The 14122-nt window shown below is 38.0% G+C and carries 14 protein-coding genes; 4 read left to right on the top strand and 10 right to left on the bottom strand.

Annotation, left to right across the window (positions count from 1 at the left end):
- Positions 1-72: 72 nt before the first annotated feature.
- Together Q0017_RS05115 and Q0017_RS05110 are read right to left on the bottom strand one after the other, a co-directional pair.
- Positions 73-1101: a methionine synthase gene (locus Q0017_RS05115; protein WP_298143616.1), complete on the bottom strand. Its 1029-nt coding sequence runs from the start codon at positions 1099-1101 to the stop codon at positions 73-75.
- A 41-nt stretch (positions 1102-1142) separates the two neighbouring features.
- Positions 1143-2135: a putative oxygenase MesX gene (locus tag Q0017_RS05110; RefSeq protein ID WP_298143613.1), complete on the bottom strand. Its 993-nt coding sequence runs from the start codon at positions 2133-2135 to the stop codon at positions 1143-1145.
- 637 nt (positions 2136-2772) lie between these two features.
- On the opposite strand from Q0017_RS05110, the gene Q0017_RS05105 reads away from it, so the two are divergent.
- Complete coding sequence (locus tag Q0017_RS05105; RefSeq protein ID WP_298143610.1) at positions 2773-3879, top strand: FAD-dependent oxidoreductase; 1107 nt, start codon at positions 2773-2775, stop codon at positions 3877-3879.
- A 41-nt stretch (positions 3880-3920) separates the two neighbouring features.
- Here the strand turns inward: Q0017_RS05105 and ybaK are convergent, their stop codons facing one another.
- The 5 genes from ybaK to Q0017_RS05080 all read right to left on the bottom strand — a co-directional run bounded on the left by ybaK (position 3921) and on the right by Q0017_RS05080 (position 8488).
- Positions 3921-4385, bottom strand: a complete 465-nt coding sequence (gene ybaK, locus Q0017_RS05100) for a Cys-tRNA(Pro) deacylase (RefSeq protein ID WP_298143606.1) — start codon at positions 4383-4385, stop codon at positions 3921-3923.
- A 108-nt stretch (positions 4386-4493) separates the two neighbouring features.
- Positions 4494-5747, bottom strand: a complete 1254-nt coding sequence (locus tag Q0017_RS05095; RefSeq protein ID WP_298143737.1) for an esterase-like activity of phytase family protein — start codon at positions 5745-5747, stop codon at positions 4494-4496.
- A 177-nt stretch (positions 5748-5924) separates the two neighbouring features.
- On the bottom strand, positions 5925-7274 hold the full coding sequence (locus Q0017_RS05090; RefSeq protein WP_298143604.1) for an aromatic acid/H+ symport family MFS transporter: 1350 nt from the start codon (positions 7272-7274) through the stop codon (positions 5925-5927).
- Positions 7275-7601: 327 nt separating this feature from the next.
- The gene (locus tag Q0017_RS05085) at positions 7602-7739 is read right to left on the bottom strand and encodes a hypothetical protein (RefSeq protein WP_298143601.1); all 138 of its coding nucleotides are present in this window, start codon (positions 7737-7739) and stop codon (positions 7602-7604) included.
- Positions 7740-7921: 182 nt separating this feature from the next.
- On the bottom strand, positions 7922-8488 hold the full coding sequence (locus tag Q0017_RS05080) for a lysozyme (protein ID WP_298143597.1): 567 nt from the start codon (positions 8486-8488) through the stop codon (positions 7922-7924).
- Between the two features lie 320 nt (positions 8489-8808).
- Here Q0017_RS05080 and Q0017_RS05075 point away from each other — a divergent pair, with 320 nt between their 5' ends.
- On the top strand, positions 8809-9015 hold the full coding sequence (locus Q0017_RS05075) for a hypothetical protein (RefSeq protein WP_298143594.1): 207 nt from the start codon (positions 8809-8811) through the stop codon (positions 9013-9015).
- A 139-nt stretch (positions 9016-9154) separates the two neighbouring features.
- On the opposite strand, the gene Q0017_RS05070 is transcribed toward Q0017_RS05075, so the two are convergent.
- Both Q0017_RS05070 and Q0017_RS05065 read right to left on the bottom strand, forming a co-directional pair.
- The gene (locus Q0017_RS05070; RefSeq protein WP_298143734.1) at positions 9155-9934 is read right to left on the bottom strand and encodes a TIGR03915 family putative DNA repair protein; all 780 of its coding nucleotides are present in this window, start codon (positions 9932-9934) and stop codon (positions 9155-9157) included.
- A complete protein-coding gene (locus tag Q0017_RS05065) occupies positions 9931-11190 on the bottom strand; it encodes a putative DNA modification/repair radical SAM protein (RefSeq protein ID WP_298143591.1) in 1260 nt (419 codons plus the stop codon). The genes Q0017_RS05070 and Q0017_RS05065 overlap by 4 nt, the downstream gene beginning before the upstream one ends.
- Positions 11191-11513: 323 nt before the next feature.
- Here Q0017_RS05065 and Q0017_RS05060 point away from each other — a divergent pair, with 323 nt between their 5' ends.
- Positions 11514-12008 (top strand): lipocalin family protein, encoded by a 495-nt coding sequence (locus Q0017_RS05060; RefSeq protein ID WP_298143588.1) that lies wholly within the window; start codon positions 11514-11516, stop codon positions 12006-12008.
- A gap of 141 nt (positions 12009-12149) precedes the next feature.
- On the opposite strand, the gene Q0017_RS05055 is transcribed toward Q0017_RS05060, so the two are convergent.
- Entirely contained in the window at positions 12150-12494 is a 345-nt protein-coding gene (locus tag Q0017_RS05055; RefSeq protein ID WP_298143586.1) for a hypothetical protein, read from the bottom strand.
- A gap of 289 nt (positions 12495-12783) precedes the next feature.
- Here Q0017_RS05055 and Q0017_RS05050 point away from each other — a divergent pair, with 289 nt between their 5' ends.
- Positions 12784-13374, top strand: coding sequence for a TetR/AcrR family transcriptional regulator (locus Q0017_RS05050; RefSeq protein WP_298143583.1), 591 nt, complete (start codon positions 12784-12786; stop codon positions 13372-13374).
- The last annotated feature ends 748 nt before the right edge of the window (positions 13375-14122 follow it).

Here is a 14122-nt window from a genome sequence, read left to right as displayed (position 1 = left end):
TGTATATATGATGTGTGCATGATTGCCCTGATGGCAATTGCTTTGCGCCAATGGCAATCATCACACGTCGTGTTAAGCGCCGAGTTCTTGACGCACAATTGCAGCACCCGCGCTGAGGGCTTCGAGTTTACCGCGTGCTACTTGACGAGACAAAGGAGTCATACCGCAGTTGGTTGATGGATAGAGCTTATCGGCATCTACAAATTGCAATGCTTTACGTAAAGTATTGGCCACTTCTTCAGCAGTTTCCACTTGATTAGTGGCAACATCAATTGCACCGACCATGACTTTTTTACCACGAATGAGTTCAATTAAATCCATCGGTACACGGGAGTTCTGACACTCTAGTGAAATGATGTCTAACTTCGACTGTTGTAGTTTTGGAAATGCTTGCTCGTATTGACGCCATTCATTGCCTAAAGTCTTTTTCCAGTCGGTATTGGCTTTAATACCGTAACCATAACAAATGTGCACGGCTGTTTCACATTTTAAGCCTTCAAGCGCACGCTCTAAGGTGGCAACGCCCCAATCATTCACTTCATCAAAGAATACGTTAAACGCAGGCTCATCAAATTGAATAATATCTACACCCGCTGCTTCTAACTCAAGTGCCTCTTGATTAAGGATTTTAGCAAATTCCCACGCTAATTTCTCACGGCTTTTGTAGTGACCATCGTATAATGTGTCAATCATGGTCATTGGACCAGGCAATGCCCATTTAATAGGTTGCGTGGTTTGGCTACGTAGAAATTTTGCATCCTCTACAAAGACCGCTTTTTTACGCGATACTTCACCGACAACTGAAGGCACGCTTGCATCGTAACGATTACGAATACGCATGGTTTCGCGCTTTTCAAAGTCGACACCCTCAAGATGCTCAATAAAAGTCGTCACAAAGTGCTGACGCGTTTGTTCACCGTCACTGACAATATCAATACCTGCATGTACTTGTTCATGCAAAGACAGTTTGAGCGCATCACGTTTTGCTTCTAGCAGTTCCTCACCTTCTAGTTTCCATGCCGACCATAATGTCTCAGGCTCTGCAAGCCAAGTTGGTTTTGGTAAGCTACCTGCGGTTGAGGTTGGGAGTAAAATTGCCATAATGAATCTTCTTTATTTAAATGTTTGAATATTAGGGTGGATCAAGCAGCGTTGCTGTTTGCGCGATCTTTAAAATTGGCTGCCCATTCATCTAAAATGGCTTTGTAAGGCTGAATGAAGTTCTCTTGTGTCCATTTACCTTGTTTAACTGCCAATTGACCACGTTCAACACGGTCATACACAATACGTGTCAATGAATAATCTGCGTAGTTTAGGCTTGGCTGATACACAACGCCTGCTGGTGAATTTGCATTATAAATTTCAGGGCGGTAAATCTTTTGGAAGCTTTCCATGGTGCTAATTGCACTGATTAACTCAAAATCTGTGTAGTCACGTAATAAGTCACCAGCGAAATAAAAGGCTAAAGGTGCATTACCATTTTCTGGTTTGAAATAACGTACGCTTAAACCCATTTTGGCAAAATATTCATCGGTACGTGAATCATCATCGTTGGTATATTCCACACCAAGTACTGGGTGGACATTGGCTGTACGGAAATACGTTTTGCTGGTTGAAACACTTAAGCAAATCACAGGTTGTTTGCTAAATTCAGCTTTAAATACGTCTGAGTTCACAAGGTGTTTATATAACTTGCCATGTAAATCACCAAAATCTTCAGGTTTTTCACCTGTTTGACAACCTAACGCTGGCAATACCACACTAAAGTCATAATCACGTACATAAGATGAAAAGCTATTGCCAATCATGCCTTCAATACGTTGATTGGTATGATGATCAATAATGGTACTTTTTAAGGTTTCAATGAACGGGAAAGTTTGACCATTGCCTTCAATATCAATTTCTGCCGAAATAATATCAATTTCCAGTGAGTAACGATCACCCTTTGGATTATCTACGCTTGCCAAGCTGTTAAAACGATGATTAATCATCGCAAGTGTACGGCGAAGATTTTCTTGGCGACTCTCACCACGGGCAAGGTTGGCAAAATTAGTGGTTAAGCGGGTGTTGTTGGCCGGTTGGTAGTTTTCGTCAAAACGAATACGTTTGATTGAACATTGAAATGCTGTACTCATGGAGATGCGCCTTAAATTTTTTGTAAAAGCTAAATTTCTGTATGGAGAGATTAAAACGCAGATCACTACATGAGTAAAACGATACAATTTCAATAAAAGATGAATAAAATTCAATTTGAATAAACAGTAATCAAAATGAATATTTTGAAGTGCAACATGGCGTTGATTGAAAGAAAAATCAAATCAAGCCAAATGAAATTTATTAAATTATTTAATTTAAAATCAGTTTCTTATATAAAGATTACCGAGTTTTAACGTTTTATATCCATCCGAGCGAGGCATTTAAAAAAGTGTTTAAACTGAATTAAACTCAACTAAGATTGAAAAAAAATCAGTGCAAAGCGATAGAACATTTGCTTTTCCTGAAAGGTTTTTCTCATTTTTTTGATGGATAAGAGAATAAAACTGAATATTTTTTCACATCACTCAAGATACACAGGCATTATCAAAGCTTAATGGATAGCAGTGTTTATCAAAATATTCACATTCAGTAAAACACCACATGACCTGATTATTTAAATAGCCAATGCTCATTGCTTTTTCGATGTGCGACACACCATCAGCCTTTAAATGTTTCTACATCTTATGAGAAAATTGCGTATCATGGATGGCTGATATAGCGCATAGGATAAAGACATTGAAAAGTATCGTGATTTATGGTGGCGGTATGGCAGGGACTTTTTTAGCCAAGAAACTTTGCCAAAGCTTTGCAGTCACCTTAGTCGATTCAAATGACTATTTTGAAATTCCTATGGCAACACCACGCAGTATTGTAGATGCCAACTTTGCCGAACAAGCCATCATTCCTTTTCAGCAAGCTTTGCCAAAAGTACAACATATTCAAGGGCATTTAATTCAACTTAATCCCGATTACACTGGTATTGTCCGCTTAAAGACTGGGCAAGAGATCCAGTTACATGCAGATGTCAGCGTCATTGCCACAGGCAGTCACTTTTGCAACGCTTTAGTACGCGGGGAAAGTCAAAGTAAATTACAGCGCCAAAATTTCTATCAAGATTTCTCTGCTGCCATCAAAAAAGCACAAGCTATTGTGTTAGTTGGTGGCGGACCTATTGGGGTAGAACTTGCAGGTGAGATTAATGAACTTTATCCACAAAAAAACATCACCATTATTGAATCTCAAACGCGTTTAGTCAGTGGAACGACAGCCAAAGTTAGTACTTACATCCAACAAGATTTTAAACGCCGTGGTATTCATGTACTTCTTAACACGCAGCTTGTGCAAGCCAGTCATTCTAAAGATACGCTATGCACCGAAGCAGGTGTTGCCATGACAGCAGATGGACAACAAATAGCGTATGATTTACTCGTTTGGTGTATCGGTGGACGTGCCAATACTACATATTTACAGGCACACTTTGGTGATCTACTTAATCAACGTGCGCAAGTACAGGTTGAAAGTACTTTGCAAGTAAAAAATCACCCGCGACTTTTTGCTTTAGGCGATATTACAGACTTGGCTGAAAATAAAATGGCTTGGCACATTAATGGTCAAATTCCTGTGGCAGCACATAATATTCGTTGTCTACTCGAAGACCAACCACATGCTCTCAAGACGTATAAGGCCAAAACCAACAATCCAATGATGGCCATTACGTTGGGTCGTCAAAAAGGTGTGGTGTATTTACCTATCGTGGGTATGATCAATGTTCCATTTTTAACGCGTATGGCCAAAGCTAGCCATATGTTGGTGCCTAAATATCGTAAAGAATTAGGCCTTTAAACTCAAAAAAACATGCTCTTTTATGAGAGCATGCCGTTAAATTAATCCACAATATCTGCAAAGCTTGCACCTAAAAGGTGTGCTAAATCCTGTGGATTTAAACCAATGTCTAACCCACGTTTGCCACCACTGACATAGATTTTGCCAAGTTTTTCAGCATGAGCATCAATGACAGTTTTCAAGCGTTTCTTTTGCCCAAGTGGACTAATTCCACCAACCAAATAACCGGTTAAGCGCTCGGCATCTTTAGGATCAGCCATGTGTAATTTTTTAGTGCCAACAGCAGTGGCGATTTTTTTAAGATTGAGTTGGTAGTCAACAGGCAATACTGCCACAAAATAATTTTTGTCATCGCTCACCAACAGCGTTTTAAAGACTTCTTGTACAGATAAACCTAGTTTTTCTGCTGCTTCTAAGCCAAAATTTTTTGTTTGAGGCTCATGTTGATATTCATGGATTGAGTAATCAATTTTTTTAGCTTTAAGAATTTTGCAAGCAGGTGTCATAATTTTTAGTGTCGAGTTTAAATTTAGATTATAGCGCTTTATAAAATACTTAGGCTATTTTTTAAACTAAAAAAGCCAATCAAAAGATTGGCTTTTTTTGTTTGTCTATTAATACAGTTTTTTCGGCAATGTAATCTGAATCATTTCATTGTCATCGGCAAGTTTGGCATTTCGCCCTGAAGAACCTGGGAAGTTATTATCATTAAAAATAGTTAAAGTATTGGCATCTTCAATGATTAAGTCTTCAATGGTTTGGAATGGGAAACCAAAACGCTCACCTACGGCAATATCGCCATCACGAGGTGTGCCATAAAGTAAATTTGGATTGGCAATATCCATCAGATTAACAATCTCCTCACGTTCAATTGGTTGGCCTGCTTCTTTAAGCTTCACTTTAATGAGTTTTTTGTATCCACCTAGGTTATTTTCAGTGTCATCACGTTCAATAATGACCCCTTCTGTTTCGCTAAACAATTGGAAATCACCAATCGCTGTGGCTTTGCTGTCTAATGCAAATAAATAGTATTTACCAGTATAGGCTTTCTTTTTAAGGTCAAATTGCGACAAGATAAGTTGACCCGTACTGTCATTGCTTAAAGGCTTTTCAAGCAATGGATACAAATACTGACCATCTGGTGAAATCGCCATTCCCTCAAAACCACCGCTACGTTGCACTAAAGGCTCAACGTAGTTGATATTGGCTTTATTAAGTTGGTTTTGTGGTGAACGAAGTTCAACTCCTGCTTGGGTTGGATGCGGTAGTGGAATAGGCGCATCTAATAAGACACCGTCTTTGGAGAAGTGTAAAAGGTATGGACCAAATTCATCGCCAATCCAAAAGCTGCCGTCTACTTCACGCTGCATTGATTCAGGGTCAAAGTCAGCACCTGTCAGTAAACGCTCAGGTGTATTTTCATTGATAATATCAAACGGAATTAAACCATTTGGATCTTTGAGTTGAATGAAGTCGTGGACCTTAACCTCACCAGTACCTTGATCTTTGCTACGAAAATCAGGGGTAATTTTGTAAATACGTAAGAGGTAATCTGCTGAATTGTCTTGTGAGCCAAAACCATTATCTGACATTGCCATATAGGTCCCATCAGCGTTTTTTAACGCTGCTGAGAAACCTTGTACAGGCTGACCGATAAATGGTGGATAGATCCCGTTTGCACCTTTGACATACGCACCCGAGTTTGGTCCTTGTGCATAAGTATCTACTTTGAGTTTCGCAAATGAAATTAAAGTCGGCTCAGTGACGCTCGGTTTCGCTGATGCTGATACGCTATCGTTATCATCATTACAACCGCTCAGGGCCAACATGCTTAAGGTAAGCAAAGATAAGGTGAGTTTTTTCATAATTAAGTCAAGTGATTAAATCTTCGGCTATTTAAACCTGACTTGATGACAACAACGCTGCACTTTGGTGACATTTTCTTGAAATATCACACATGTTGCTTCGGTGATTTGACTAAATAAGCTTAAGCATATTAAACATAAAAAAAGCCTCCCTAAAGGAGGCTTTTTTATCATGTTATTTTAAGCTTTGGCACTGATCGCGTCAGTCATTTGAACTTTCTCTTTGTCTTTTTCATTCATGATAAAGGCAACTGCAATCGCTGTAATTAATACAGGTAAACCTACTGCAATAAAATTAAAGTATGCAGGAAGGTTCATGCCCAATAAACCACCAATTAAAATTGGACCTACAATCGCGCCCATACGACCAATTGCTGATGACCAACCAATACCTGTTGAACGTACTGCAAGTGGGTAGTACTGTGCAACATAGCTATAAAGCAACATTTGCGAACCAATGGATGCAGCACCTGCTAAGAACACCAAGATATAGAGTAAAAATTCATTGCTTTGGAAGCCCATTAGACTCATTACAATTGCACCCATGATACCCAAGAACATCAGTACAGGTTTAAGATGGAAGCGATCCGCCAAGATACCACCACCTACAATACCTACAACTGCACCTACGTTCATCACCATCATAAACATGAGGCTGTTGTCCATTGAGTAACCCGCTGCCATCATTAATTTTGGTAACCAGCTGCTTAAAGCATACATGGTCAGTAAGCAAGTAAAGAACGCTGTCCAAAATAATAAAGTGTTCATTGCACGACCACGGCGGAATAAACTCACCACGTTGGCAGCTTCAGGCACACTTTCTTGCGGTAAGGTAAAGACAGTTTTGTCATTTACAGTCACATTGGGTGCAATGCATTTTACAATCTTACGGGCTTGTTCTTGGTCATTTTGTTTAACAATAAATCCTAAAGATTCAGGTAAAAACTTCCAAATAACGGGCAACAGGAGCAATGGAATACCTGCAATAAAGAACATAACTTCCCAACCAAAACTTGGGGTTAACCATGAACCTAACAGTGCTGCCATTACGCCGCCAACTGCATAACCACTGAACATACCTGTGACTAAGGTACTGCGCATTTTTTTCGGTGCATATTCAGAGGTCAGTGCCACAAGGTTTGGCATTACACCACCAATCCCTAAGCCGGCTAAGAAACGTAAAATACCAAATTCAGTTGGGTTTGATGCAAAACCACCTGCAAAAGTCAAACCACTAAAGAGTACAATACAAATCATAATGACTTTTTTACGACCGATCTTATCCGCCAAAGAGCCAAAAATCATCGCGCCAAACATCATACCAGCAAGTGCAGTACTTGCCAGCATACCTGCTTGTACTGCGCTTAAGCCCCAATCTTCCATCAACATGGGCAATACCACACCGTTGATCGCAAGATCGTAGCCATCAAATAAAATAATTAATAAACACCAAGCAACTACATTGAAGTGAAAAGGCGTAAATTTGGCGTGATCGACAATAGGATTGATATCTATTTTATCCGTCTTCATCGTTCTCATCTCCCATGAGTACTTGTCCATACTTAATAAAAACTATTAAGTTCTATTTTATAGCATGAATATACGTACCTCATATTTAATGCACAATAAGACTAAAGACTAGCAAATTACTCTGAATAGTATTTTTCTATCTAATTGTATTTAAATTGGTTTTTTATAGCGCAAAATTTAAAACTTTAGTATTAAAACACTATAACTTTATTGAAAAATATAATATTAGGTGGGTGAATTGTGAACTAAAAACTCTAAAAAAACTTAACACTGAATATTTTAAAAACAAAAAAGATCCCGAATATAAGGGATCTTTTTTGGTATAAATTACTTTTGTTCTTTCATTGGTTGTTCAGGCTGCTGATTTGGTTGCTTTTCAGGGGTGGTATTTTTATACGAATCTTGATTGCCTTTATCATCATTTGATTCTTTATGCGGTTTAACAGCTTGATCTGAATCATTCACAACTCATACTCCTTGATAGTGATACGTTATGTAATTTGCCATTACGTATACCTTTTGGTCAGTATAAGTTTTGTTGAATATACTTAAGTGAAGTGCAATATACTATCCAATGATTAACGTCTAAGTGAATGCAGTAAAAGACGTCAAATCATCGTTGAAAATAATGACCAGTGTAAATACAACTATCTTTGGCTTAAAAAAAGCTGACGTTCCTGCGCTCGACGTCGTACCAAGCCCTTTAACACCTGCCCACGACTTTGATTCCAGACTAAAAATTGCTCGGATGCTGATTTATAGTCACCTGTATTTAAAGTTTTAACCAAAGTAGATTGGCGAAATGCCTGTGCTCCAATGTTATAGGCTAAACAAACCAAAGCATCAAATTGATTTTGATTAAGTTCGACATAAACAGTTTGGTTAACCAGCTGAACAAAGCGCTTTAAATCATGTTGCTTATATTGTACAGCTTGCGCATGGGTACAGGCATCACCTTGTTGTACCCTTTTTCCATTTGGATACACAGTAGTGCCAATACCAATGGTCCACACATGAGCAGGACATAAATAGGCATTGAGTTTTAGTCCCTCACATTGTGTAATCAGGTCCATACCTTGCTGGCTGATATGCATAATTTGATCTTGGGCAACTGCAAGATTGCTTTCGGCACGACCAACATCTAAAAGCCCTAAACGCTTTAACATAAAGATGATAGAACTTTTCACTGCTGATTTAAGCTCAATAATATACATGGGCAGATCTTATCTAACTTTTTAAAACGATATGTTGATCTTTAGTCAATGGCGTGAAAAATTAACCCATTATAACCAAAGCACTTGATTTTTAATGTCAGGTTCGCTTTTAAAATCGAGTTAAATTATAAAAGATGAAGATTAAAGTTATTTCATAATATGATTATCCGTTTGAGTTGCAATAGCTAATAAGTTTGATAAAAGCAATTAATATTGATCAGACAAAGTATGCGTCAAAAGAACACTAGGTGGATTTTTATACAAATTAGTTTTATAATCATAGTGTTGTCGTATTATTTATTTGTGCTTTAGGTTACTTTATGAAAAATGATCACTCATCTAACGATTTAGAATCTACCACTTTGGGTTGGAAATTTGTTGCAATTGTCGCGGGTATCACTGCTGTATTTTTTACTTTTTTGTATTTAGCCATGTCGGTTGAACCTGACTACATGCCAAATCGCGAACCTAAGGCAACAATGCAACCAGCTGCAACAGTACCAATGGATCATACCTCAGCAGAATAAGATGCAGACGCTAAACGGATTAATGCTATAGCATGTATATCAGCCAAGTGAAAAATTATTCATTTTATTGGTGAAAAACTATTAAAGTTCTTCTTTGATTGGGCTCCATCTGGGCTTAATTAAATACAGTAAATACACACTAAATATATTTTTCATTCATATAGCGCCAATAACGTTTGGGTACATATTGAATATGCAATTTTAAATTTTTACGTGCTTGAATATTAACGCTATTGAAATAGTCCTTCCAAAGTTGGTCATAAAGTACCTCTTCATCATCAAGTTGAATCATAAAATCTTGGCTAAAGCCTGTGTCAATATTTTGATCAATGACTTGCGGATTCATCTCAATTTGATGAACCTCATGTAGATCATAATAAATACCATATTTACGCTGTTCATCATAAATCAACCAACGTTGATCTTGGTAACGTTGTTTAAAATGTCGCGTGATAATTGGCAAGACATTAAAATCTGGCTTCACCAAGCTCAAAAACAGCCCATCTTGGCATTTTTTAAAGCGTACAAAGGCCTCCATACGGTGCTTTTCACGCCCGACTTGTTTCGCCCATTGACTAATCCCTAAGACATCAACGTGACCATAGTCTTGATCGACACGGTACTGCTTTTGAAACACATAGCAGGCAAAACCAAACATATGGTTAAATGCTGGGTCTTGTTCAGATAAAAAACTATAGTAAAAATGCCGCAGCGAATTACTCGACACTTTACGCTTCAGTGCTGTCCACACACGTTGGGCATGTTGATTGTTAGAAGGTACGATAATCATCTCATCAAATAAGCCATTTTGGCTGTTTGCATCTTGAGTAATGCGCACATCAAATTGCTTAAATGAAAATGCGCGAAATACACAACTCAGTAAGCCTGTCATCGTACCGTCAAACACATAAATCATCAGAAACCAAAGCCCAATTGTGGTGAAAGTTGCTGTGTATATTTAGATTGACCCGCCTGTAAAATATGTTGACGAATCTGCCCAGACTGCTGTTCTTTGGCAAATTTTGGACTATCTACACAACGGATAAAATGCTGCGCGCGGTTATAAGCCACTCCCATACGTTTGAGTTGATCAATACGAATAGGAGCAAAACGCCGTGCTGAGACAATTTTTTTAGCCGAACGTACACCAATACCAGGTACTCGTAAAATCATCTGATAATCAGCACGGTTAATATCAACGGGGAAGCATTCAGGATGACGCAGTGCCCAACCCAATTTCGGGTCAACATCCAAATCTAAATTGGGGTGTTCATCATCCACCAATTCGTTGGCTTCAAAACCATAAAAACGCATCAACCAATCACTTTGATACAGGCGATTTTCACGCAACAAAGGCGGTGCCGAGCCAACCATAGGTAAGCCCTTGTCTTCTTCATTGATTGGAATATAACCCGAGTAATAAACACGCTTGAGTTTAAACTCTTTATAATGACGATCTGCCATTAAAATAATGTCTTTATCGGTTTCGCTATGCGCACCCACCACCATTTGCGTGGTTTGCCCTGCCGGAACAAATGTAGGGACAGTCTTAATCAATTTACGCTCATCTTTAAGTTCAATCAGACGATCACGCACAATGCCAAGATCTTTTTGCACTTCGGCATGGTTTTTTTCCGGTGCAAATTTCTGCAAACCTTCTTCAGTTGGCATCTCAAGATTAATGCTCATACGATCAACATATAAACCCGCTTCTTGAATAATTTCAGGTGATGCACCGGGAATGGTCTTTAAATGGATATAACCATTAAAGTTTTCTTCAAGACGAAGTTTTTTAACCACCTGCAGCATACGCTCCATAGTGTAATCAGCAGATTTAAAAATACCTGAACTTAAAAACAACCCTTCAATATAATTACGACGATAAAAATTGATGGTCAGATCAACCACTTCTTGCACAGTAAAGGCAGCACGTTTCACATCATTGGAACGCCGTGACACACAATAAGCACAGTCATAAATACAGACATTAGAAAATAAAATTTTAAGCAAAGACACACAGCGCCCATCTTCGGTATAACTATGACAGATACCATTACCGGTATTGCCCAAGCCCTTATCTTTGTTTTGGCGTTTACTACCACTTGATGAACAAGACACATCATACTTGGCAGCATCAGCCAAAATTTGCAGTTTTTCACGAATACGATCAGACATAGACAGAGATAAAAGAAGCAAAATGCCATGATAGCTTTTGATCAATATTTACACAATAAATCGCATCATGTGCACGACAAGCCCTGTCGTGCTGTTTTTAAAAATCATTGCTGTGAACGGCATCAATCATTTGCCAACTTCAAAATTAAATTATAAATCTATGAACCGCGTAGCTTATCCATTTTTGGGAAACTGACTTTACAAAATTTATCGTCTGATGCAAATACTCACATAAACCAACATAACCTGAACAAACTGATTAAGGTGTTAAACATACAACTAGGCTTTAATCAATGCACAGCTATAACACATAGGATAATAAAATGTCAGAAGTCAGCACCGTTCAAGATTTTGAACTTAACCGCTATTTAGGTACATGGTATGAAATTGCTCGATTACCCATGAAATATCAACCAGAAGATAGCACTGATATTTCTGCACAATATTCATTACAAGATGACGGAAAAATTCGTGTACAAAATCGTTGCTTAGATGGTAACGCCGAATTGGATGAATCGATTGGTGAAGCCACTATAGTCGATGCAAACCAAGGCAAACTTGAGGTGAGCTTTTTACCTGAAGGCCTACGTTGGATTCCTTTTACCAAAGGAGATTATTGGGTATTAAAAATTGATGCCGATTATCGTACCGCCTTGGTCGGCGAACCTCAGCAAAAATATTTATGGCTATTACATCGTGATGTACATTTAAATGACGACGTCAAAGCAGAATATTTGGCTTATGCACAACATTTAGGTTATCAACTCGATGATCTAATTCATACTGTACACACAGGACGTGACACTGCAGCGCTTTAGAAAAATAGTTTAATATGATTTTAAACTCGCAGCTTGATAAGCTAGCTTAAATGTAAACTCAGATATTATACAGCTCAAAACATTTGGGCTGTATAAAGATAAAAAAGCCCACCGCAGTGAGCTCAATATGCAATAGAGAAGTTAAATGTCGAGTTCACCTTCACGCCATACATCTTCGTATTCGTCATGATCAATCAAAAAGCGATAGCCTGTTTCTAAAGCTAAAAATGGCAAGGCTTCAGGAAAAGCCTCTTCAAGCTCTTTAACAGTCATGGTTTGGAAAAAGTCATCACCGTCTTGTAACTCACCACCATAAATAAACCAAGCAATCCCATCGCTATCGGGCAAATGACGAATTCCAACAATGGTTTCTTCTTTTAAAGATGCTACAGCAATCGCAACAACGTCTTGATCACTCACAGCGCGATAAGCAGAGCCATATTGCTCACATACCAATTTTTGTTCTTCAATCACATCTTTATGCATGACAAGGTTATCTCACTTGGTCTAAACAAATTGCAGTATAAACAAAATACTATGACAATTTATACTTTTACTTGCCTATACATACCTCATCGTCTGTAAAAACAGCTCAAATAACATAAATCTTTTAATCCCATTATTTCATGGCATTTTTAGTATTTTATAGTGTATGCGCTGCTAAAAAAGCCCATTCACGCCTAAAAGCAATATATCTTGCTTTAATTAAGTTGAATAGTCACGCTGATTTTTTGTACACTCACCCATTATACTTTTATGATTTCTTAGACATTCTATGGCAGAACTTTCCATAAAAAAACGCACAGGTGGACGTAGTGCACGAGTACGTCAAGATGTATTAACGCATGCTTTATTTGAACTGGTTGAACAAGGCTATATCGGCTTTAGCATTGGGCAGATTGCACAACGCGCGAATGTGCACGAAACCACAATTTATAGACGTTGGCCAACTCGTGAAGCGTTAATGATTGATGCCATTAAAGAATTTGCACATAGCCAATTAAGTGTCATCAATAGCGGAAATTTAATTGCTGATCTTCAACATTATTTGCATGCCATTGCACAGCTGTTGCAAACGCAAATTGGTAAAACCTTGATGATGCTTGCCTTTGACCCTAATTTAAAACAAATGAACCTTGCCTTATGGCAAGAACGCCAAAAAGTTGGCCAACATATTTTTCAATCTGCAATTAAGCGTGACGAATGGCCTCAATTCTATGATCAAGATTTAGTTTTTAGTGAGATTTTCGGTCCCTTATTTACGCATATTTGCTTATTACAACAACCCATAAATGACACAATGATTCAAGCAAGAGTGCACTTCATTATAAGCAATGTTGATTTTTTTAAACGCGATTCTCTATAGTCTGTAGCAGAATTTGATCATTTTAGTCATCTTTTAGTAGTTTTAGCCTATCTGCTATCATTGTTTTCTGTATCTAACATTTAGATTTGAAGCTCTACATTATTCTATATTCTTTTGATTTAAACGTGAGATCGCCGATGCTAAAACAAGCTAAATGGCCACCCAAGGTAAATGATGAATAATAAGTACATTAAGTTACAGAGCGTGTTGATGATGAACCCCTCCAACAAGTGTTTGATATCATTATGGCAATGATTTACACATCTAGTATTTGGCGAGTTCACAGCTGATATTTAAAAGGTAATATGACCTATGCGTTAAGGCATTTTTCATCGTATTAAGATGATTTCAGCAGTCCATATTTGGCTGCAAATTTTATACAATATTGAAAGCTTAAGTGAACCAAAAGAAAAACCTGCTATAAAGCAGGTGAGTGATGCATGTATCGTTGTTATTACAGCTTAAGTCAAAGCTTAGGCTTAATGAAGAGAATAGCGGTCTCAAGTTACGGTTTGATGAATTGATTTGCTCTATTGAGCATAATAGATAAACTGCAGCACAACACCTAAATCTTTGAATCAAATTATACGCTAGCAATCTGTGATGTGATCACCTTACACATTAGGATATTGATGCGTCTTTATGACTCAATTGAGATGTATCAAGTTCACATATTAGATCTCTTGCGAAAGTTAATTTAAGAGCATCCAATTCACCATTCCAGCAATTAAATTCATTCTTAGACCAA

Origin of the sequence: uncultured Acinetobacter sp. (genome assembly GCF_947624825.1) — a bacterium.
In the GTDB taxonomy this organism is placed as follows: domain Bacteria; phylum Pseudomonadota; class Gammaproteobacteria; order Pseudomonadales; family Moraxellaceae; genus Acinetobacter.
This window is presented reverse-complemented; position numbering and strand designations above follow the sequence as displayed.

Bases quoted from the DNA above. Each gene is read 5' to 3' on its own strand.
- Q0017_RS05080 (WP_298143597.1), bottom strand. From the start codon at position 8,488: ATGTATATTATTGAGCTTAAATCAGCAGTGAAAAGTTCTATCATCTTT.
- Q0017_RS05055 (WP_298143586.1), bottom strand. From the start codon at position 12,494: ATGCATAAAGATGTGATTGAAGAACAAAAATTGGTATGTGAGCAATAT.
- Q0017_RS05050 (WP_298143583.1), top strand. From the start codon at position 12,784: ATGGCAGAACTTTCCATAAAAAAACGCACAGGTGGACGTAGTGCACGA.
- Q0017_RS05075 (WP_298143594.1), top strand. From the start codon at position 8,809: ATGAAAAATGATCACTCATCTAACGATTTAGAATCTACCACTTTGGGT.
- Q0017_RS05115 (WP_298143616.1), bottom strand. From the start codon at position 1,101: ATGGCAATTTTACTCCCAACCTCAACCGCAGGTAGCTTACCAAAACCA.
- Q0017_RS05110 (WP_298143613.1), bottom strand. From the start codon at position 2,135: ATGAGTACAGCATTTCAATGTTCAATCAAACGTATTCGTTTTGACGAA.
- Q0017_RS05060 (WP_298143588.1), top strand. From the start codon at position 11,514: ATGTCAGAAGTCAGCACCGTTCAAGATTTTGAACTTAACCGCTATTTA.
- ybaK (WP_298143606.1), bottom strand. From the start codon at position 4,385: ATGACACCTGCTTGCAAAATTCTTAAAGCTAAAAAAATTGATTACTCA.
- Q0017_RS05065 (WP_298143591.1), bottom strand. From the start codon at position 11,190: ATGTCTGATCGTATTCGTGAAAAACTGCAAATTTTGGCTGATGCTGCC.
- Q0017_RS05090 (WP_298143604.1), bottom strand. From the start codon at position 7,274: ATGAAGACGGATAAAATAGATATCAATCCTATTGTCGATCACGCCAAA.